This is a genomic window from Streptomyces sp. Ag109_O5-10 (assembly GCF_900105755.1).
GTDB lineage: Bacteria > Actinomycetota > Actinomycetes > Streptomycetales > Streptomycetaceae > Streptomyces.
Map to the genome: position 1 here is coordinate 6,515,314 of NZ_FNTQ01000001.1, position 20,422 is coordinate 6,535,735.

The following is a 20,422-nucleotide window of genomic DNA, read 5'->3' on the forward strand; positions in this document are numbered from 1 at the left end:
CGCGGCCCGCCGGGGCGGCTGTCGCGGGGATGGGCCGGGCGTGTCTGCCCCCGGGCTTGTCCCTCCGCACCTTCCCCGCGAGCCGCCAGGGGTGGAAGATCCTCCATCTCTGCCCTGGCCGACATGAAGGAGAAGTGGCGTGCGCGCGCAGACACGGCCCGGCGCGGTCGAGGCGACCGGGGCCGGGCCGCAGCGGTCCGCAGCGGCGACCGTCCGGCCGCCCGTCCGGGACCTGAGCCCTGCGGGCGTCCGGGATTTCCAGGGGACCGCCGGCAACGAAGCGGTGGCCCGGGCGGTCCAGCGGCTCCGGGACCCGGTCGCGACGGTGCAGCGGACCAGGACGGCCGATCCGGAGATCCAGCCCATCGTCGACGCGGTGGAGGAGATGCTGGGCACCGCCCGCTCCTTGATCACCACGGCACAGGGGTTCGCGTTCCGGCTGCGGGGCAGGGAGAGCCAGCAGAAGCACTGCGACGACCTCGGCATGTCTCTGGACACCGCCGAGCACATGGTCTACGGCCAGTTCCGCGCCGACGGCCCGGCCGGCCGGACGGCCAACCCGCGCACCACCGCCCTGAAGGCCCTGCTCGACGAGATCCAGCAGCGGCACATCGAATACGTGGGCATCCTGCGCCGGTTCGGCCTGCGCCCCGTCGGCGCCGACATCGGTCCCCAGGACACCGAGGGCCTGGCGCAGCTGTCCGACACCTGGTCGCGGGTGGTCGGCGGCCAGGGCATCAGGACCTCGTCGACCCCGCGGCCGTTCGGCGAGGACCGTACGCCCGCGCCGGTGCGGGGCTTCGAGGACCAGATGCTGTCCCACCACGCCCGGCTGCTCTCCCGGCAGCACGGCCGGGACCTGGTCGGCGGTCTCACCGCAGGGGTCGCGGGAGCCGGCACGGCCATGGTGGGCGTGGTGCCCTTCCACCCCGAGCAGATCGAGTTCATGGGCGGCAACAGCGCGGTCGGCGCGGAGGCGGCCGTCGACACGCCCGAAGGGCTCGCGTCCGCCCCCGACACCCCCGGCAGGGGCAGCACCAGCGTCGTCGCCGTGCCGCACGGCCTGCGGGACAGCGAGGGCGCGCACGAGGGCGAGGCCGTCTCGCCCGCCTTCCTGGTGTACGGGCATGAACTGATCCACGCGCAGCACAACATGCACGGCATCAACATCCGCAGCATCGGTGACGAGGAGGCGGCGACCGTCACCGGCAACGAGACCTCCACCGCCCTGCACGAGCAGCGGCGGGTGCCGGTCACCACGGAGGAGATGCTGCGCGACGAACACGGCCTGCCACGCCGCGGCGGCTACACCTGAGTAACGGCCGCCGGCCGCAACGGTCCTACGCCTCGCGTCCTGGTCCCGCCGCCCGATGTGACCGGGCGCGGCACGTCATAGCCTCGACGCATGGCCTCAGTTGACTCTCGCCCCGCCGGACCCCGAAGCCAGGAGCAGCGCAAGCGCGAGGCGCTGGAACGGCTCGCCCGGGACAACGACGTGTGGGTCGCCACGGCCGACGGCACCGGCGAGCCGTGCCTCGTTCCGCTCGCCTTCTGGTGGGACGGCGAGACCGTGTGGCTGGCCACCCGCGACACCAACCCGACCGGGCGCAATCTCATCGCCTCCGGCCGGGTCCGGCTCTCCTTCGGCCACACCCGGGATGTCGTCCTGGTCCACGGCACCGCGCGCATGCTGACCCGGGAGGAGCTGCCGGCCGGCGTGGGCGACGCCTTCGCCGCCAAGGACGGCTGGGACCCTCGCGAGGACCACCCGTCGTACGTCTTCTTCCAGGTCACCCCACAGGTGCTGCAGGCCTGGGGAACCGTTCCCGAGCTGGCCGGACGGACCCTGATGCGCGACGGGAGGTGGCTGGTCTAGGGCTTCAGCCAGTCACGAGACGGGCTTGCCGAGGCGGATCCGGGTGTCGCAGCCGATGTCCTCGCGGTACGTGGTGGAGCCCTGCCGGTACTCGTAGTGGCAGGTGGTCAGGTCCCCGTGCACGGTGCCGGTCACCTTGACCCGGGCCTCGTAGTAGAGGTCTGACAGGGTGTGCGCCGGGATCCGGATCGAACTGCCCTGGTGAGCGAGGGCGTTGTGGTCCGTGACACCTACGGGTATCACCCCATAGGGGTGAGGGCCGGTGCCGTCGCTGACCACCCGGTACGCCGTGATCCGCAGGCCGGCCGGCACGTGGACGATCTTCCCGCTGAGGACGGTGACCGGCTTCCCCGACGTGTTCTCCATCTGCGGCATGGTCACCCAGTACTCCTTGCCGACCTGGGTGTGCTCGTACCCGACGAGATTGCTGCTCTTCCCGGCGCCGGCCAGGGCCGTCCCTCCGCCGTCGGAGCACGAGGTGAGGGCGGCGGCGCCGAGCGCCAGGAACACGGCGAAAAGGCGTCTGGACATGGCTGGATCCCCCCGGTGGATTTGCGGTACCGGGATCAAACCACGCTGTTCAGGACGTGTGTAGGTCGGGCGGGGAAAAAGTGCGCAAGTAATGTGCCGTTGCGCGATCGGTGAGCGGACCAGGCGCCGGAGGCCCGCCCGCATGCCCGCCCGTCGGAGAAGGACCGCGGGGCCGCCGTCCGAGGTGACTGTCGTGGACGGGGCATCGTAGGAAGGGCTCCTGCCGGCAGGCGGTCGGAGTTCGGACAGCCGTGTCGGCGGCCGGCGTAGGGCATCGCGGAAAACGCGTGAGTAAAGGGGCCATTAGGGTAGTTCGTCGCGGCCAGGACACCCCCTGAACGGCGAGGGCTCGCGGAATTCGGCGCGGTATCCGGGTCTAATCGCGCCGGAGAACCGAGACACCGCTCGGGCAGTGCCGGGTGGCGAGGGACTTCGACGCCACCACCCTGTCCCGCAGTGCTGGAGGAGGATTTCCATGGGCGCCACTCCGCTCCTGCCGACGCCGTCCGGTCCCTACCTGGGCGAAGGGCAGCTTCCCGCCGACTTCTACTCCTACGAGGAACTCCTGACGGACGGTGAGCGGGAGAAGATCGGGCGCGTCCGTGCGTTCCTCGAAACGCAGGCCGCTCCCCTCGTGGACGACTACTGGGCACGGGCCGAGTTCCCCTTCCAGCTGGTGCCGGGGTTCGGCGGACTCGGGCTCGTGGACTGGGCGCACCCGGACTCCGCGGAGTCGAAGCCGAGCAATCTCCTCTCGGGTTTCCTCGCGCTGGAATTCGCCCACGCCGACGCGTCCTTGGCGACCTTCTCCGGCGTGCACACGGGGCTCGCGATGGGCTCCATCCTCGCCTGTGGTTCCGAGGAGCAGAAGCGGCGGTGGCTGCCGGCGATGAGCCGCTTCGAGAAGATCGGGGCCTTCGGGCTGACCGAGCCGCACGGTGGTTCCGACGTGGCCGGCGGCCTGCGGACCACCGCGCGCCGCGACGGCGACGGCTGGGTCCTCGACGGGGCCAAGCGGTGGATCGGCAACGCGACCTTCGCCGACCTGGTCGTCATCTGGGCGCGGGACACCGAGACCAACCACGTACTGGGCTTCGTCGTGGAGAAGGACACCCCCGGGTTCACCGCGACGAAGATCGAGAACAAGATGGCGCTGCGGATCGTGCAGAACGCCGACATCGTGCTCGACGGCTGTCGCGTCCCGGAGGCCAACCGGCTGCAGAACGCGAACTCGTTCAAGGACACCGCGGGCATCCTGCGCCAGACGCGCAGCGGGGTGGCCTGGCAGGCCGTGGGCGTGATGTTCGGCGCGTACGAGATCGCGCTGCGGTACGCGAAGGAGCGCGAGCAGTTCGGGCGCCCGATCGGCGGCTTCCAGCTCGTCCAGGACCTGCTGGTGAAGATGCTCGGCAACGCCACGGCCTCGTGCGGGATGGTGACGCGGCTGGCCCAGTTGCAGGACGCCGGGATCTACAAGGACGAGCACTCCGCCCTGGCGAAGGCGTACTGCACCGTGCGGATGCGGGAGAACGTCGGCTGGGCCCGGGAGCTGCTGGCCGGCAACGGCATCGTCCTCGACTACAAGGTCGGCCGCTTCGTCGCCGACGCCGAGGCCCTCTACTCGTACGAGGGCACGCGGGAGATCCAGACCCTGATCGTGGGACGCGCCGTCACCGACGGCTTGAGCGCGTTCGTGAAGTGACGGCGATGACTCCTGAACCCGTGACCCCCGAGTCCGTGACCCCCGAATCCGTGACCCCCGAGTCGGTGACCCCCGAGTCCGTGACCCCCGAGTCCGTGACCCCCGAATCCGTCTTCACCGGCCTGAAGGTCCTCGACGCGTCCTCGTTCATCGCGGGACCCGCGGCGGCCACCGTGCTCTCCGACTTCGGAGCCGACGTCATCAAGATCGAGCCGCCGGGGACGGGCGACCCCCAGCGGCGCCTGAGCTCCGTACCGCCCAGCCCGCAGGCCGAGGCCAACTACAGCTGGCACCTGGCCAACCGCAACAAGCGGGGCATGGTGCTCGACCTGAAGTCCCCGGCGGCCGTCGAGGTCCTCAAGCGGCTCGTCCAGTGGGCCGACGTGGTGATCACCAACTTCCCGCACGGTACGCGCGAGAAGCTGCACCTCGGCTACGAGGAGGTCGCCGGCTGGAACCCGAGGGTCGTCTACGCCGACCTCACCGGCTTCGGGGACGCGGGGCCCGACGCCCGGCAGCCGGGGTTCGACCTGACCGCCTTCTGGTCGCGCAGCGGTCTGCTGGCCTCCACCCGGGACGCCGGCGCCCCGCCGACCGTACCGGTGTGGGGCAGCGGCGACTACACGACGGCGATCGCCGTCTACGCGGCGATCACGACCGCCCTCTACCACCGCGAACGGACCGGGCAGGGCGCCAACGTCGGGACGTCACTGCTCGCCACCGGCGTCTGGGCCACCGGAACCCTCGTGGCCGGCGCCCTGGCCCACGGCACCCCCTTCGAACTGCACGACCGCAAGGCCCCGGCGAACCCGCTGATCAACCCCTACCAGACCGCCGACGGCGAGTGGTTCATGCTGGTCGCCTCGCCCACCCGCTGGCCGGGACTGACACGCGCCGTCGGACACCCCGAACTGCTGGAGGACCCCCGGTTCGCCGACCTGGAGGGCATGGTCCGGCACGCCGGCGCGCTGGCCGAGCTGCTCGACACCGAGTTCCGCTCGCAGACCTTCGACCACTGGAAGGACGCGCTGAGCCGCGAACGCATCACCTACAGCCTCATCCAGACGCCGGAAGCGGCCGCGCGGGACCAGCAGCTGCGCGACAACGACATCGTCGTACCGCTGGAAGGAGTCAGCGGGCTGACGGAGACCGTCAGCAGCCCGGTCACCCTCCGAGGGGTCCCGAAGGTGCCGGCGAAACGGGCGCCGGGCCTGGGCGAGCACAACGACGAGATCCTCGCCGAGCTGGGATTCGGCCCCGCCGAGATCGACGCACTGCACGCCGATGGAGTGGTCCCCGGCACACCGCCGCAGGAGCCGCCGCACTGAACTCTTCATCTCGGCTTCGCCTGGAATTCGTCTGGACGTAGGGGTACGGCCGGTCGGTGTCGCCGGGTGGGACAGGGTCCGTTGGTAGCGTCCGCGTACCCCGTGCCGCTCGACCGAGAGAGAACTGATGTCCCCGACGATCCGCAGGGCCGTGATTCCCGCCGCCGGACTGGGCTCCCGCCTGCTGCCCCTGACCAAGGCCACGCCGAAGGAGATGCTCCCCGTCGGCGACAAACCGGTGATCGAACACACCGTGCGGGAGCTGGTGGACTCCGGGATCACCGACATCACCATCGTCGTCTCGGGCGGCAAGAGCCTGATCCAGGAGCACTTCCGGCCCAATCCCGCCCTCGTGGAGCAGCTGCGCGCCGACGGCAAGACCGCCTACGCGGACGCCGTCGAGGAGGTCGCCGAGCTGGCCCGCAAGGGGCACATCACCTACCTCGACCAGTACGGGCCGTACGGCAACGGCACGCCCGTGCTGAACGCCGCCCGCTCCTTCGGCGACGAGCCCGTCCTCGTGCTCTGGCCCGACGACGTGTTCGTCGCCGAGGTGCCCCGCGCCCAGCAGCTGATACGCGCCTACGAGCAGACCGGCTGCCCGGTCCTCGCCCTGCTGCCGATGGACCCCGCCGACTCCCAGCGCTACGGCGTGCCCATCGTCAAGGAGGACCTCGGCGACGGCCAGCTGCGCATCACCGGCCTGGTCGAGAAACCCGCGCCGGCCGACGCGCCCTCGCCGTACGCGGCCATCGGCGGCTACGTCGTCACCCCCGGCATCATCGACGAGCTGCGCGAGCAGACCCGGCGCTGGTACGAGCACCGCACCGGCGAGGTGTACCTCACCGACGCCATCAACGCCTACGCCGGCAGCCGGGCCGTGTACGGGCAGGTCATCCAGGGCCGTTGGTACGACACCGGCAACCCGGCCGACTACCTCGTCGCGCAGATGGCGTTCGCCCTCGCCCACCCCGAGTACGGGCCCGTGCTGCGCGGTCTGGTCAGCAAGCTCGACCAGGGCGACGTGCGGGACGAGTTGCAGGGCGACGTGCAGCGTACGGTATGATCGTTTCAGAGCTGGTCGCCGCAACTCGCGGTGTCTGGTGCTGCGTTGGTGGTCCAAGGAAAGACGCCCCGCTTCCTGCGGGGAAATGCAGGTGCAAGGCCTGCCCGGCGCTCGATCCGGTGCCCGTTCGCATTCGATGCGGACGGGCACCGCGCCGTTTCCGCCCTGGTTCGCACCGTTTCCCGGCAGCTCCCGTCACCTCAGTCAACCCTTTAGGGGTAATTGGTCCGCTTCCTCCCCTTATGCGGGGTATGCGGCTGATATGAAACCTTCTGGACAGAGGGCAACTCCAGGGGCGGGGCATGGCAACAGCACAGGTCGGTGTAGTGATCCTCGGCGCCGGCCCGGCAGGGCTCGTACTGGGGAACCTGCTGCTGGACCGCGGCGTGGACTGCGTGATCATCGAGCGGCGCGACCGTGCCGCGGTGGAGGGCAGGGCCCGCGCCGGATTCCTGGCCGCCCACTCCGTGCGCGTGCTGACCGAACACGGCCTGGCCGACGGCCTGCTGGCCCGCGGGAAGACCCACACCACCTGCCTGTTCCGCAGCGACCGCGGCGAGTTCACCCTGGACTACGGCACGTTGGGCCATGGTGAGCCGCACACCGTCTACCCGCAGCGGGAACTCGTCCGGGACCTGATCGCCGAGTACCTGCGGCGCGGCGGGGAGATCCGGTTCGGCGCCGAGGCCGGCGAAGTGACCGAGGAGGGCGCGGCCGCCCGGGTGCGGGTGCGCGGCGGTGCCGACGTCACCGCGCGGTACGTCGCCGGCTGCGACGGGCACCGGGGGACCGGCCGCGCCGCGCTGACGGCCCGCGGCACCCGGACCGCCCGCCGGGACCACGGGGTCTCCTGGCTGGCCGTGCTGGTCGCGGCTCCACCCAGCCTGGCGGCCGTCGGATACGCCCTGCACGAGCGCGGGTTCGCCGGCCACATGGCCCGCACGGACACCGTCACCCGCTACTACCTCCAGTGCCCGCGCGGCACCGACCCCGCCGACTGGAACACGGACCGGATCTGGACAGAACTGGCGACCCGGCTGCGGACCGCCCGGTTCGGGCCGCTGCGCCACGGCCCCGTCCTGGAGAAGACCGTCGTCGACCTGCGCTCCGACGTCCTGGACTCCCCGGGCGCCGGACGGCTGTGGCTGGCCGGTGACGCCGCCGGACTCATCAGCCCCTCGGCGGCCAAGGGCGCCAACCTCGCCGTCCTCCAGGCCGAGTTGCTGGCCCGCGCCCTCGAAGCGGCACTCGCCCACGGCGACGGAACCGGCCTCGCCCGCTACGCCGCCGACAGCCTGCCCCGCGTCTGGCGGGCCCACGAGTTCTCGCACTGGATGAGCGGCCTGCTGCACGGCCCGGCCGGCACGGACGACGAGGCCCGCTACGGCCGCCGGCTGCAGTACGCCCGCCTGGAGAGCCTGCGCACCTCCCGCGCCCACCAGGACTTCTTCGCCGAGAACTACACCGGCATCTGACCCCCGGGGCCGGCTCCGCCGCCCCCGGTTCCTCCTGCCCCACGATCATCGGGAACCCTTCATGAACCTCTCCGTCGTACAGGCATGTCTGACGGAAACCGACCTGGACCGGATCCGGCGCGCGGCCGACCACGTCCGCGACCACGACACGGACCAGGTCCTCGCCGGGCTGCTGCCCGGCCTGACGGCCGACGAGCGGGCCGACGTCGCCCGCCACCTCGGCTACGACCACACCGCCGTACTCGTCTTCCCCACCTCCCTGGACGGGCTCCGCGACGACCTGCGCGGCGCCGGCCTGGACCCGGGCCCCGTCACTCCGAGCGTGGTGGTGCGCGGACGGCTGGCCCGCCGCTACGGCGCCGCCCTCGGCGACAGCCCGGTCGGGATCGTGCACGTGCCGGTGGCCGGGCGGACCGTGGAGATCTTCGCGCTGCCCGTGCCGCCCGGCTCCCCGCTGGAGGCGGTCGCCGCCGACGAGCGGGCGGCCGGCCACGAGTCGCACCACGCCTTCGCGGTGACCGCACCGGGCCGGGTGGTCCCCGCCGGACTGCGCACCCTGCTGACGGAACGCGGCGGCGCGGTCCCGGACGGCGGCGGCTACAACAACCACGAGAACGTCACCGTCCTCTACTTCCGCACCGCCGGTCACCGGCGCTTCGAACTCCGCCTCCCCGGCCGCCAGGAACCCCTGCCCGACCCCACCCTGGCCCTCCTCGGCGTCATGACCGGCGCCTGGGCCACCCAGGCCGTCCGCACCATGGCCGAACTGGGCATCGCCGACCACCTGGCCGCCCGCCCCGACCTCGACACCGCCACCCTCGCCGCCCTCACCACCACCGACCCGGACGCCCTGCGCCGCCTCCTCCGCTACCTCGCCACCCTGGGGCTGCTCACCTCGTCCCCCGACGGCACCCATCACCTCACCGCCCTCGGCGAACCCCTGCGCACCCACGCCGAGCACTCCCTCCACTCCCTCGCACTGCTCTACGGCGGCCCGTTCTACGACTCCTTCGCCGGGCTCCCGTATGCCGTCAGCACGGGGAAGGAAGCTTTCGCCCACCGCTACGGCAAGCACCACTTCCCCTACTTCGCCGAGCACCCCGAACTCGCCGGCCTCTTCCACCGGTCGATGGCCGCGAGCGCGGAGATGTTCACGCCGGTACCGGACCTCGTGGACTTCTCCGACGCACGACGCGTCGTCGACGTCGGCGGCGGCAACGGCGCCCTGCTCGGCCGGATCCTGCGGGCCCACGGCCACCTGGAGGGCGTCCTGCTGGAACGCGCCGACGCGCTGGCGGCGGCCCGGACGGAACTGGCCGACCTCTCCGGCCGCTGCACGTTCGCCGAGGGCGACTTCACGGAGTCCGTCCCGTCCGGCGGCGACGTCTACCTCCTGTCCCGCGTCCTGCACGACTGGGACGACGACCGCTGCACGACCATCCTGCGGCGCTGCGCGGAGTCCATGCGCGAGGACAGCCGGCTGCTCGTCGTGGAACGCCTGCTGCCCAGCCGCACGGCGGCCGCCTGGGACCTCCACATGCTGTGCAACGTGGGCGGCCGGGAACGGGACGAGGCCCATTACGGGCGCCTGCTGGAGGAGGCGGGCTTCAACCGACTGGCCTGCCACGCCCTCCCCCTGGGAGCCTCACTCCTGCACGCCGCGCGAGGCTGACCGCAGTTCGTCCACCGCGCCCCGGTGGGGGCTGATCGCGCAGTTCCCCGCGCCCCTGCCGGGGCCCGTTGCCCTACCGCCGACCGATCAGCCCCGTACCCCTGTCGTGCCTCGACGGTTCAAGTGCCCTGTCAGGGGCGCGGGGAACTGCGCGATGAGCCACGATGGTGCCGCACTCGGCTACGTACTGTGCCCCGACGGTGACTTGTGATCCTGTCCGGTTCAAGCGCCCTGTCAGGGGCGCGGGGAACTGCGCGACCAGCCACGACGGTGCCGCACTCGGCAAGGGACCGCGCCCCCCACGGCGACTAGCCTGCCTGGCCCATCCCCGCCGCGTTGGGCCAGCTCTGGGCGTTCGGCCAGCCGGTGGCCGGGGCCGGGGCCAGGTCGGGGACCGGGGGAGCGGGTGCGGTCATGCCGCGTACCTGCGCCGCCGTCAGTCCGCCCCGGGCCGGCACCCCGGGCGGCGTGGGACCGGCCTGCATGGGGGCCGGGGCAGGCGCCGGGGCCTGCATCTGCATGGGCATCGGCGCGGGCGCGGGCGCGGGCGCCGATGCCATCGGCGTCACCGGGGCCATCATCGGCTGCTGTTGGGGCTGTTGCTGCATCTGCATGGCCGCCGCCGGCATCGGCATCCCGGCGCCGCCCTGCTGCGCGGCGACGGGGAGCGGCATGCCGACACCGGCGGCGGGAGCGGCGGCGAGCCCCGGGACGGGCCCCGCGCCGACGGCCTGGGCGAGCTGGATGCCCGCCCCGTTGGTCTCGCTCACCAGCCGGTCCACCGCCGCCGTACCCGAGCTGTAGCTGGTCCCGGTGCTCAGCTCGGGTACGGCGGCTCCCCTCCTGGTCCCGTAGAGCACCTGTTCCATGGCGGACACCAGGCGACGTACGTCCACTTCGGGGCGCACCACGAGACGCAGGAAGCGGCTGGAAGACCCGATCTTGTTGCCGCAATCGCGGACCAGGATCCGGTGCTCGGTGAGCATCCGGTCCCGCACCACGGTGCCCTCGGCGCCGACGGGCAGGCGCACGAAGAGGAAGTTGCCCTGTGAGGGGTAGACCGTCAGACCGGGCAGGGTGGCGAGCTGGCTGGCCATCTCCAAACGGTCCTTGCGCACCTGCAGCAGGCTCTGCGCGTACTCGGCGCCGTGCTCCTTGAGCATGAAGACGACGTACTCGGCGAACGCGTTGAGGTTCCACTTCGGGAGCATCGCGCGGACCTTGCCGGCCAGTGCGGGGTTGGCGACCATGTAGCCGAAGCGGATGCCGTGCAGGCCGAAGTTCTTGCCGAGGCTGCGCAGCACGATGACGTTCGGCCGCAGCATCGCCTCCTGGACGACGCTGGGCTCGGCCTCGGCGTCGGCGAACTCCAGGAACGACTCGTCGATGACGATCAGGTCCAGGTCGGCCATGGCGTCCATGAACTGCACCAGCGCCTGCTTGTGCAGGAAGCCGCCGTCGGGGTTGTTGGGGTTGCAGACGACGGCGACCCTGGTGCCCCGCTTGCGGATGAACTCGGCGTACTGCGCGAGGTCGAGCGCGAAGCCGTTGGACTCCTGGAGCGGGAACATGTCGACGCGCTTGCCGGTCTCCATCGGCTGGTCGGTCCAGCGGCCGAAGGTGGGGACGGGGACGGCGAGGGACTCGCGGACCAGCAGGTGGTCGATCCAGGTGATCAGCTCGGTGGACCCGTTGCCCATGGCCACGGCCTGCGGGGGGAGCTGGAGGAGCTGGCACAGCTCCGCGGTGATGGTGTCGGCGCTGCTCGGGTAGAAGGTGATGATCTCCTTCAGCCGGGCGGCCATCGTTTCCATCATGGCCGGGGTGGGGAAGTACGGGTTGCAGGGTATGCAGAAGTCGACCGGGCCGGTGCCGTCGCCCCCCTCGCGGGTCAGTGCCGCCATCGACGGGCTGTGAGCTCCGCTGCGGAACAACGAGGTGACGCTGCCGGCCATTGAACCTCCGTATGAGGCGGGCCCGATGGGGACGTCCGGGCCCGTCGTCTTGGGCGGCCCGCGCGGGGGAGCACGGGCCGCCCTTGAGTACGGGGGCGGCTGCGGCGCCGTTCAACCTGTGTGAGAAAAGTGTGGGTTTACGTTTCTTCTTGGAACCGAACGCGCGTGGGCGCGACCAGCCCCTTACCGGCCGCGCCCACGCTGTCTCACCTCACGCCCCGAACGAGTGAACCGTCCGCGTCCTGTACACCTGCCCCGGCCGCAGCACCGTCGACGGGAAGCTCGCGTGGTTCGGCGAGTCCGGGAAGTGCTGGGTCTCCAGGCACAGCCCGTCGCCCTGCCGGTAGGTGCGGCCGGAGGTGCCGGTGAGGGTGCCGTCGAGGAAGTTGCCCGAGTAGAACTGCAGGCCGGGCTGGTCCGTGGCGATCTTCAGGGTGCGGCCGGAGCGCGGGTCGCGCAGGGTGGCGATGTGCTCCGGCTTCGCCGTGACCCCCTTGTCCAGGACCCAGTTGTGGTCGAAGCCCTTGGCCTGCACCTGCTGGGGGTGACCCGCGCGGATGTCCCGGCCGACCGGCTTGCCCTTGCGGAAGTCGAAGGGCGTACCGGAGACGGTGGCCAGCTCGCCCGTCGGGATCAGGCCCGAGTCGGTGGGCGTGTAGCGGCCGGCGGCGATCGTCAGCTCGTGGTCCTCGATCGTGCCGTTGCCCTCACCGGCGAGGTTCCAGTAGGTGTGGTTGGTGAGGTTGACCACGGTGGCCTTGTCGGTGGTGGCCTCGTAGTCGATGATCCAGTCGCCGTGCCGGTCGAGGGTGAAGGTCACCTTGGTCTTCAAGGTGCCCGGGTAGCCCATCTCGCCGTCGACGCTCGTGTAGTGCAGGTGCAGGCCGACGTCGGAGCCCGAGGTGAAGCCCTCGATGTCCCAGACCTTCGTGTTGAAGCCCTTGGCACCACCGTGCAGGCTGTTGACGCCGTCGTTGACGGAGAGCTGGTAGGACTTCCCGTCGAGGGTGAACTGGCCCTTGGCGATCCGGTTCCCGTACCGGCCGATGGTCGCGCCGAAGAAGGTGGTGCCGGCGACGTAGGCGGCCAGGTTGTCGTACCCGAGCGACACGTTGGCGTACCTGCCGTGCCGGTCCGGGATCTCCAGGGACTGGATGATGCCGCCGTAGGAGAGGACCTTCAGGCGGGTGCCGCCGTTCTCCAGGGACCAGCGGTGGACCTTGGTCCCGTCGGCGAGTGTGCCGAAGAGCTCCCGCACCGGCTTCCTGCCACGCGAGGCGGCCTCGGCGGTACCGGCACCGAGGGTGGTGGCGGCGATGCCCGCCGCCGCGGCTCCTGCGATGACCGTGCGTCTGTTCAGTTCCATGTGCGGCTCCTGCAAATAGGAGGGGCCCCGCCTTTCGGAGGGGCCCGCGCTGACTACGAACCGGACTTGCGCTTGTTCCACACGTCGAAGCCGACCGCCGCGAGGAGGGCGAGGCCCTTGATGACCTGTTGCCAGTCGGTGCCGACGCTGAGGAGGTTCATGCCGTTGTTCAGCACGCCGAGGACGAGACCGCCGATGATGGCACCGAGGATGGTGCCGACACCGCCGCTCATGGAGGCGCCGCCGATGAACGAGGAGGCGATCGCCTCCAGTTCGAAGCCGTCGCCCGCCTTCGGCGAGGCCGCGTTCAGCCGGGCCGCCACCACAAGGCCGGCCAGGGCCGCGAGCACGCCCATGTTCAGGAAGACGTAGAAGGAGACCTTCTTGTCCTTCACGCCGGACAGCTTGGCCGCCGGCAGGTTGCCGCCGATCGCGTAGATGTGCCGGCCGAAGACCGCGTTGCGCATCACGTACCCGTAGCCGACGACGAGCGCGCCCAGGACGATCAGGATGATCGGGGCGCCCTTGTAGCTGGCGAGCAGCATGGTGAGGACGAGGATCGCGGCGACCAGCGCGGTCAGCTTCAGCAGGAACAGCCGGGTGGGCGGCACCTCCAGGGCGAACTCCTGCTGGCGGCGCCGGTCCCGGAACTCCTGCCAGACCACGGCGGCGATCAGCACGACGCCCAGCAGCAGCGTGATGTTGTGGTAGTTGGTGTTCGGGCCGACCTCGGGGAGGAAGCCGTTGCCCAGGTTCTGCAGCCCGTTCGGGAACGGGCCGATGGTCTGGCCCTGGAGCAGGATCTCGGTGAGACCGCGGAAGAGCAGCATCCCGGCGAGGGTGACGATGAACGACGGTATGCCGAGGTAGGCGATCAGGAACCCCTGCAGCGAGCCGGCCACCGCCCCCATCACCAGGCACAGGATCAACGCGAGCGGCCAGGCCACGCCGTGGTTGACCGTCAGGACGGCCGCGAAGGCGCCCACGAACGCGGTCAGCGAGCCCACCGACAGGTCGATGTGCCCGGCGATGATCACCATCATCATGCCGATGGCCAGGATCAGGATGTAGCTGTTCTGCAGGACCAGGTTGGAGACGTTGCGCGGCAGCAGCAGGTCGCCGTCCGTCCACACCGCGAACAGGGCGACGATCAGGCCGAGCGCGATCAGCATGCCGTACTGGCGCATGTTGCGGCGCAGCCCGTCCAGGACCATCCGGAGCAGGTTCCCGTCGGCGGCCGACCCGCTCCCGCCCGGCGGCGCGGGGGCCGGGCTCTTGGCGGTGACATCCGTGCTCATCGCGTTACCTCTTTGTCCTTCGCCTTGTCTTTCGTCATATGGCGCATCAGCACTTCCTGCGTGGCCTCGGCGCGCGGCACCTCACCGGTCAGGCGGCCGGCGGCCATGGTGTAGATGCGGTCGCACATGCCGAGCAGTTCGGGCAGCTCGGAGGAGATGAAGACGACCGCCTTGCCCTGGGCCGCGAGTTGGTCGATGACCGTGTAGATCTCGTACTTGGCGCCGACGTCGATGCCGCGGGTCGGCTCGTCGAGGATCAGCACGTCCGGACCCGCGAAGATCCACTTGCTGAGGACGACCTTCTGCTGGTTGCCGCCCGACAGCTTGCCCACCGGCTCGAAGACCGTCGGCGCCTTGATGTTCATGGACGTGCGGTAGCCCTCGGAGACCTGCCGCTCCTCGTGCTCGTCCACGATCCCGCGCCGGGCGACCTTGTTCAGCGCGGTCAGCGAGATGTTGCGGTTGATGGTGTCGATGAGGTTGAGGCCGTAGTGCTTGCGGTCCTCGGTGACGTACGCGATGCCGTGCCGGACCGCCTCGGCGACCGACCTGGTACGGATCTCCGTGCCGTCCTTGAGGACCGTGCCGCCGTCGTAGCGGCCGTAGGTCCGCCCGAAGACGTTCATCGCGAGTTCGGTGCGGCCGGCGCCCATCAGGCCCGCGATGCCGACGATCTCGCCCCGCCGGACGTGGATCGACACGTCGTCGACGACCTTGCGCTCCTGGTCGATCGGGTGCCGCACGGTCCAGTTGCGGATCTCCAGGGCCGGCGCCGCGTCCGTCTCGCCCTCGTACGCGGTCCGCTCGGGGAAGCGGTGGTCCAGGTCGCGGCCGACCATGCCCGCGATGATCCGCTCCTCGGTCGTCTCCTTCGACTTCACGTCGAGGGTCTCGATGGAGTGACCGTCCCGGATGATCGTCACCGAGTCGGCGACCTTGCGGATCTCGTTGAGCTTGTGCGAGATGATGATCGAGGTGATGCCCTGGTTCTTCAGCTCCAGGATCAGGTCGAGGAGTTTGCCGCTGTCCTCGTCGTTCAGGGCCGCGGTCGGCTCGTCGAGGATGAGCAGCTTCACCTTCTTGGACAGCGCCTTCGCGATCTCCACCAGCTGCTGCTTGCCCACGCCGATGTCGGTGACGCGGGTCTCCGGGTGGTCGTCGAGACCGACCCGGCGCAGCAGCTCGGTGGCGTGTCGCAGCGTCTCCCGCCAGTCGATGAACCCGCCCTTGGCGTGTTCGTTGCCGAGGAAGATGTTCTCCGCCAGCGAGAGGTACGGCGACAGCGCCAGCTCCTGGTGGATGATGACGATGCCGCGCTGCTCGCTCGCCCGGATGTCACCGAACCTGCAGAGCTCACCCTCGAAGAGGATGTCGCCCTCGTAACTGCCGTGCGGGTGGACGCCGGAGAGGACCTTCATCAGGGTCGACTTGCCGGCGCCGTTCTCCCCGCAGATGGCGTGGACCTCGCCCTGGCGGACGGTCAGCGTGACGTCCGACAGCGCCTTGACGCCGGGAAAGGTCTTGACGATCGAGCGCATTTCCAGGACGGGTCCCGCCATGGTCGTGCCTTCCAATCAGTAGGACAACTAGTGGGGGACGGAGGTCACTTGAGCTCGGCGTCGGTGTAGTAGCCGCCCTTGACGAGGACATCCTCGTAGTTGGACTTGTCGACGCTGACCGGCTGCAGCAGGTAGGCGGGCACGACCTTGGTGCCGTTGTTGTACGTCTTGGTGTCGTTGACCTGCGGGGTCTTCTTGTTCAGGACGTCGTCGACCATGCTCGCGGCGACCTTGGCGAGCTGCCGGGTGTCCTTGTAGACGGTCTGCGTCTGCTCGCCCGCGATGATCGACTTCACCGAGGCCAGCTCGGCGTCCTGCCCGGTGATCACCGGCAGCGGCTGGCTGCCGGAGCCGTAGCCGTCCGACTTCAGCGCGGCGATGATGCCGATCGAGATGCCGTCGTACGGCGAGAGCACCGCGTCGACCTTGGCGGACTTGTAGGAGGAGGTGAGGATGTCCTCCATCCGGGACTGCGCGGTCGCACCGTCCCAGCGCAGGGTGGTGACCTTGTTCAGCGCGGTCTGGCCGGACTTGACCACCAGCTGCTTCTTGTCGATGTACGGCTGGAGCACGCTCATCGCGCCGTTGAAGAAGTACTTGGTGTTGTTGTCGTCGTTGGAGCCGGCGAACAGCTCGATGTTGAACGGGCCCTTCTTGCCGCTGTCCAGGCCCAGCTTGTGCACGATGTAGCTGCCCTGCTCGACACCGACCTTCTCGTTGTCGAAGGACGCGTAGTAGTCGACGTTCTTCGTGCCGAGGATCAGCCGGTCGTAGGCGATGACCGGGATGTTGGCGTCCGCGGCCTCCTGGAGCACGTTGTTCAGGGACTTGTTGTCGATGGCCGCGATGATCAGGCCCTTGACGCCCTGCGTGATCAGGTTCTCGATCTGGGAGACCTGGGTGTCCGGGTCGTCCTCGCCGTAGACCAGCTTGGTCTTGTAGCCCTTGGACTGCAGGTCCTTGACGACGTTCTTGCCGTCCGCGATCCAACGCTCGGAGGACTTGGTCGGCATCGCGATGCCGATCGTGCCGCCCTTGGCACTGCCGCTGCCCTCCTTGCTGCCGCCCTCACTGCTCTGCCCACAGGCGGACAGCGTCAGAGCGAGCGAGGCGGCCCCGGCTATGAGGGTGAGGGCGCTTCTACGAGTGCGCATGAGATCGGTTCCTGTTCTTCTCGTCGTTGAGATGTGTCAAGCAAGGTCTTGAAGCGCCCCGTAAAGGGCGCTGGGGGTCCCCCCGGCCGAAGGCTGGGGGAGGAACTGCGCGACCAGCCACAGACGACCCGCGGTCGCGGCCGGCCCGCGGTCCCCGACGTTCATCAGGCAGAACCCTCGACCGGGAACCGGTTCAGAACCCCCGGCAGCCGCGACCCCAGCGGCGCCATCCCCCCGTCCGCCCCGTGCCGGGCCAGCAGGTCCAGGGCGAGCCGCCCCCTGCGCACCCGCTCCCGCGCGGTGTCCAGGGTCACGTCCCGCAGATGCGTGCCCCACGGATAGATCCCGGGTGCCCTGGACAGCCCGAACTTCAGGTAGATCGGCGCCCCGCGCCGGATCAGCTCGGCGACCTCGTACATCCGGATGTAGCCGCCGAGGTCGTCGGGGGCCTCGATGTACATGTCCATGGGCGCGCCCGACACCCGCCGGATCTCGGTGAGGTGATCGAGCGTCAGGTCGCTCGGCACGTTGATCGAGTCGGCGCCGAGGTGCTCGAAGACGGAGTACGAGGCCGGGTTGACGGGCCCGACCAGCGCCGAGACCTTCAGGGTCGTGTCGGCCGGGATGATCCCCGCCTGCCGGGCCCGGTGCAGCGTCCACAGCACGCCCTCGTCGGCGACGAGCAGGCACTTGACGCCCAGCTCGGTCGCCCGGACCGCGTCCTCGACACAGCCGGCGACGGCGTCGTGGCCGCGGGCGCGCAGTCCGGCCCCCCGCGAGTCGGACCGCACCGAGCCGCCGATGTCCCAGGTGCCGCGCGGGCCGGTGAACAGGCAGAGCTCGATGTCCCGTTCGTTCGTCGCGTCGACCATCTCGGTGATCTCGGCGTCGGTGAGCATCCACACGCCGCTGCCCTGGCTGATCCGGTGGATCGGGACGTCCAGCCGCGAGGACTCCTTGAGGACGACGGCCAGCGCCTCGGGACCCTCGCAGGAGGGGATCTCGGTGCGCCACTGTCCGCCGCCCGGGAAGCTGTGGGCGGAGGCGTCGGCGGGGTCGAGGGCGGGCGCGCCCAGGCCGAGGGCGGCGAGCGCCTGCTCACCGGGTCGGCGGGCCGCCGTAACGGATGCGTCGGTCGTCACAAGCTGTCCTTCGTGTTCGGTATTTCGGACGAGGTTCGCGGCTCGGGGCAGAAAAAAGGCTGTGGTGGTACGCCAGCCACGGCGAGGCCGGAGCGCGCCGCGACCGGCGTACGCCTAGGGGCGGAGCAGCACCTTGCCCACCTTCGGATCACCGGCCCCCACCAGCTCGATGGCGTGCGGGAACTCGGTCAGCGGCAGCTCGTGCGTGACCAGCGGCAACGGGTCGAGGAGACCGGCCGCGAAGACCCGGACCGTGTGCGACCAGGCGTCCGGCGGCGCCCCGAAGACGGTGTGCACCTCCAGTTGCCGTACCACGAGGTCGGTAGGGTCCAGGCCCTCGGCACCGGCGGCCGGGATGCCGGTCAGGACCAGGCGTCCGCCGCGCCTGAGCAGGGAGGCGGCGGTGCGCGCGGCGGACGCGGACCCGGCGGTCTCGATGACGACGTCGAAGTCGTCGGGCAGTTCCTGGTCCCTGGTACGGAAGTCGGTGGCCCCGAACGACCGGGAGAGCGCCTCCCGGTCGTTCCTGGTCCCCACGACCAGCAGTTCGCCCGGTGAGGTCGCGCGCAGGAACTGCACGGCGAACATCCCGAGCGTGCCGGTGCCGACCACCGCGACCCGCTCGCCCGGCCGGGCGTTGCCCTTCAGCGCGGCGGCCGCGATGCAGGCGGCCGGCTCCAGGAGGGCGGCGGCGGTGAGGTCGGCGTCGTCCGGGAGGGCGTGCAGCAGGCGGGCCGGGAGGGTGAGGGTGGCGGCCATGGCGCCCGGCTGGGTGAAGCCGGTCTCCTCGTAGCCGTCGGTGCACAGGGTGGTCTCCCCGGCGTGACAGCGGTCGCACACCTGGCAGTTCCGGAACCCCTCGCCGACCACCTTGCGCCCGACCAGCGAGGCGGGGACCCCGGCACCGACCGCCCGTACCGTTCCCGACCACTCGTGACCCGGCGTCAACGGGTACCGGACGTACCCCTCGGGCCGGTTCCCCTGGTACACCTCGCGGTCGCTTCCGCAAATCCCGACCGCGTGGACGGCGACCAGCGCCTCGCCGGGACCCGGCTCGCGGGGCGTGTGCTCCTCGACCCGGTGGGCGCCCGGCGCCTCGACGACGACCTGCGACGCGCTCACTTCGTGCCCTTCGGCTTGCGCTGCTCCCAGCCCTCGGCCCACAGGTCGAACCGGGCCTGCTGCTGCGGGAACTCGGCGGCCGCGTCGGCGTCGAACTCGACGCCGAGCCCCGGCGCGTCGGACAGCTGGAAGTAGCCGTCCACGACCTCCGGTGCCCCCCTGACGACCTTCTTGATCTCGGCGTCGGCGAAGTCGTTGAAGTGCTCCAGGATCTTGAAGTTCGGGGAGGTGAACCCGACCTGGAGGGAGGCGGCGGTGAGCACCGAGCCGCCGACGTTGTGCGGGGCGACCAGCACGTAGTGCGTCTCGGCGGTGGCGGCGAGCTTCCGGGTCTCCCAGATTCCACCGATGTGGCCGACGTCCGGCTGGATGATGTCCACGGCCTGGCTCTCGAAGAGCTCGCGGAACTCGATGCGGTCGTGGATGCGCTCCCCGGTGGCGACCGGGATGTCCACCTTGGCGGCGACCTTCTCCAGCGCCTTCAGGTTCTCCGGCGGCACGGGTTCCTCCAGCCAGGCCGGCTTGTAGGGCGCGAGCTCGCGCACCAGGCGTACCGCGGTGGAGGGGGAGAACCGGCCGTGCATCTCCAGCATCAGCTCGGCGTCCGGTCCGATGGCGTCGCGTACGGCCTCGATGAGCGACACGGCGTACAGGGTCTGCTCGTGGTCCAGCTCGTAGTGCCCGGTGCCGAACGGGTCGATCTTCAGCGCCCTGTACCCGCGCTCCATGACCCCCTGGGCGGCCTTGTGGTAGGCCTCCGGCGTCCGTTCGGTCGTGTACCAGCCGTTGGCGTACGCCTTGACCCTGTCGGTCACCTTCCCGCCGAGCAGCTGCCACACGGGGACGCCCAGCGCCTTGCCCTTGATGTCCCAGCACGCCATCTCGACGACCGCGATACCGGACATGACGATCTCGCCCGCCCGGCCGTAGTCGCCGTACTTCATCCGGCGTACCAGGTCTTCCAGCGCGAACGGGTCCGAACCGAGAATGTGGTTGGCCTCGGCCTCTCGCAGGTAGCCGATCAGCGCGTCGGTGTGACCGAGCATCCGGGTCTCGCCGACTCCGGTGATCCCTTCGTCGGTGTGCACCTGGACGTACGTCAGGTTGCGCCACGGCGTCCCGACCACGTGTGTGCTGATTCCGGTGATGCGCACGGCAGTTGCCCCTCAGCTGTTC

At 70.5% G+C, this 20,422-nt stretch carries 16 protein-coding genes; 7 read left to right on the forward strand and 9 right to left on the reverse strand.

Annotated features, from left to right (window positions below):
- Nucleotides 1-139: 139 nt before the first annotated feature.
- Entirely contained in the window at nucleotides 140-1,315 is a 1,176-nt protein-coding gene (locus tag BLW82_RS29700; RefSeq protein WP_093503429.1) for a type III secretion system effector protein, read from the forward strand.
- A 90-nt stretch (nucleotides 1,316-1,405) separates the two neighbouring features.
- Nucleotides 1,406-1,876 (forward strand): pyridoxamine 5'-phosphate oxidase family protein, encoded by a 471-nt coding sequence (locus BLW82_RS29705; RefSeq protein WP_093503431.1) that lies wholly within the window; start codon nucleotides 1,406-1,408, stop codon nucleotides 1,874-1,876.
- A gap of 12 nt (nucleotides 1,877-1,888) precedes the next feature.
- On the opposite strand, the gene BLW82_RS29710 is transcribed toward BLW82_RS29705, so the two are convergent.
- The gene (locus tag BLW82_RS29710; RefSeq protein ID WP_093503433.1) at nucleotides 1,889-2,407 is read right to left on the reverse strand and encodes a hypothetical protein; all 519 of its coding nucleotides are present in this window, start codon (nucleotides 2,405-2,407) and stop codon (nucleotides 1,889-1,891) included.
- Between the two features lie 475 nt (nucleotides 2,408-2,882).
- Here BLW82_RS29710 and BLW82_RS29715 point away from each other — a divergent pair, with 475 nt between their 5' ends.
- The 5 genes from BLW82_RS29715 (at nucleotide 2,883) to BLW82_RS29735 (ending at nucleotide 9,650) form a co-directional block, all read left to right on the forward strand.
- Entirely contained in the window at nucleotides 2,883-4,109 is a 1,227-nt protein-coding gene (locus BLW82_RS29715) for an acyl-CoA dehydrogenase family protein (protein ID WP_093503435.1), read from the forward strand.
- Nucleotides 4,110-4,114: 5 nt separating this feature from the next.
- Entirely contained in the window at nucleotides 4,115-5,437 is a 1,323-nt protein-coding gene (locus tag BLW82_RS29720) for a CaiB/BaiF CoA transferase family protein (protein ID WP_256216006.1), read from the forward strand.
- A 127-nt stretch (nucleotides 5,438-5,564) separates the two neighbouring features.
- Nucleotides 5,565-6,503, forward strand: coding sequence for a UTP--glucose-1-phosphate uridylyltransferase (locus BLW82_RS29725; RefSeq protein ID WP_093503437.1), 939 nt, complete (start codon nucleotides 5,565-5,567; stop codon nucleotides 6,501-6,503).
- A gap of 302 nt (nucleotides 6,504-6,805) precedes the next feature.
- Complete coding sequence (locus BLW82_RS29730; RefSeq protein WP_093503439.1) at nucleotides 6,806-7,978, forward strand: 4-hydroxybenzoate 3-monooxygenase; 1,173 nt, start codon at nucleotides 6,806-6,808, stop codon at nucleotides 7,976-7,978.
- A 61-nt stretch (nucleotides 7,979-8,039) separates the two neighbouring features.
- Nucleotides 8,040-9,650 (forward strand): methyltransferase, encoded by a 1,611-nt coding sequence (locus BLW82_RS29735; RefSeq protein WP_093503441.1) that lies wholly within the window; start codon nucleotides 8,040-8,042, stop codon nucleotides 9,648-9,650.
- A 308-nt stretch (nucleotides 9,651-9,958) separates the two neighbouring features.
- Here the strand turns inward: BLW82_RS29735 and BLW82_RS29740 are convergent, their stop codons facing one another.
- From BLW82_RS29740 to BLW82_RS29775, 8 genes are all read right to left on the reverse strand, one after another.
- Nucleotides 9,959-11,605: a pyridoxal phosphate-dependent aminotransferase gene (locus tag BLW82_RS29740; RefSeq protein ID WP_093503443.1), complete on the reverse strand. Its 1,647-nt coding sequence runs from the start codon at nucleotides 11,603-11,605 to the stop codon at nucleotides 9,959-9,961.
- A gap of 211 nt (nucleotides 11,606-11,816) precedes the next feature.
- On the reverse strand, nucleotides 11,817-12,971 hold the full coding sequence (locus BLW82_RS29745) for an aldose epimerase family protein (RefSeq protein WP_093503445.1): 1,155 nt from the start codon (nucleotides 12,969-12,971) through the stop codon (nucleotides 11,817-11,819).
- A gap of 53 nt (nucleotides 12,972-13,024) precedes the next feature.
- Complete coding sequence (gene mmsB, locus BLW82_RS29750) at nucleotides 13,025-14,269, reverse strand: multiple monosaccharide ABC transporter permease (RefSeq protein ID WP_093503447.1); 1,245 nt, start codon at nucleotides 14,267-14,269, stop codon at nucleotides 13,025-13,027.
- A complete protein-coding gene (gene mmsA, locus BLW82_RS29755; RefSeq protein WP_093503449.1) occupies nucleotides 14,266-15,828 on the reverse strand; it encodes a multiple monosaccharide ABC transporter ATP-binding protein in 1,563 nt (520 codons plus the stop codon). The genes mmsB and mmsA overlap by 4 nt, the downstream gene beginning before the upstream one ends.
- 44 nt (nucleotides 15,829-15,872) lie before the next feature.
- Entirely contained in the window at nucleotides 15,873-16,982 is a 1,110-nt protein-coding gene (chvE, locus tag BLW82_RS29760) for a multiple monosaccharide ABC transporter substrate-binding protein (protein WP_093503451.1), read from the reverse strand.
- Between the two features lie 164 nt (nucleotides 16,983-17,146).
- On the reverse strand, nucleotides 17,147-18,124 hold the full coding sequence (locus BLW82_RS29765) for a hypothetical protein (protein ID WP_093503453.1): 978 nt from the start codon (nucleotides 18,122-18,124) through the stop codon (nucleotides 17,147-17,149).
- A 114-nt stretch (nucleotides 18,125-18,238) separates the two neighbouring features.
- Nucleotides 18,239-19,246, reverse strand: a complete 1,008-nt coding sequence (locus BLW82_RS29770; RefSeq protein WP_093503455.1) for a zinc-dependent alcohol dehydrogenase — start codon at nucleotides 19,244-19,246, stop codon at nucleotides 18,239-18,241.
- Nucleotides 19,243-20,400, reverse strand: a complete 1,158-nt coding sequence (locus tag BLW82_RS29775; RefSeq protein WP_093503457.1) for a mandelate racemase/muconate lactonizing enzyme family protein — start codon at nucleotides 20,398-20,400, stop codon at nucleotides 19,243-19,245. Before BLW82_RS29775 ends, BLW82_RS29770 begins: the two co-directional genes overlap by 4 nt.
- Nucleotides 20,401-20,422 lie beyond the last annotated feature (22 nt).

Bases quoted from the DNA above. Each gene is read 5' to 3' on its own strand.
- chvE (WP_093503451.1), bottom strand. From the start codon at position 16,982: ATGCGCACTCGTAGAAGCGCCCTCACCCTCATAGCCGGGGCCGCCTCG.
- BLW82_RS29705 (WP_093503431.1), top strand. From the start codon at position 1,406: ATGGCCTCAGTTGACTCTCGCCCCGCCGGACCCCGAAGCCAGGAGCAG.
- mmsA (WP_093503449.1), bottom strand. From the start codon at position 15,828: ATGGCGGGACCCGTCCTGGAAATGCGCTCGATCGTCAAGACCTTTCCC.
- BLW82_RS29725 (WP_093503437.1), top strand. From the start codon at position 5,565: ATGTCCCCGACGATCCGCAGGGCCGTGATTCCCGCCGCCGGACTGGGC.
- BLW82_RS29735 (WP_093503441.1), top strand. From the start codon at position 8,040: ATGAACCTCTCCGTCGTACAGGCATGTCTGACGGAAACCGACCTGGAC.
- BLW82_RS29715 (WP_093503435.1), top strand. From the start codon at position 2,883: ATGGGCGCCACTCCGCTCCTGCCGACGCCGTCCGGTCCCTACCTGGGC.
- BLW82_RS29720 (WP_256216006.1), top strand. From the start codon at position 4,115: ATGACTCCTGAACCCGTGACCCCCGAGTCCGTGACCCCCGAATCCGTG.
- BLW82_RS29710 (WP_093503433.1), bottom strand. From the start codon at position 2,407: ATGTCCAGACGCCTTTTCGCCGTGTTCCTGGCGCTCGGCGCCGCCGCC.
- BLW82_RS29740 (WP_093503443.1), bottom strand. From the start codon at position 11,605: ATGGCCGGCAGCGTCACCTCGTTGTTCCGCAGCGGAGCTCACAGCCCG.
- mmsB (WP_093503447.1), bottom strand. From the start codon at position 14,269: ATGAGCACGGATGTCACCGCCAAGAGCCCGGCCCCCGCGCCGCCGGGC.
- BLW82_RS29745 (WP_093503445.1), bottom strand. From the start codon at position 12,971: ATGGAACTGAACAGACGCACGGTCATCGCAGGAGCCGCGGCGGCGGGC.
- BLW82_RS29730 (WP_093503439.1), top strand. From the start codon at position 6,806: ATGGCAACAGCACAGGTCGGTGTAGTGATCCTCGGCGCCGGCCCGGCA.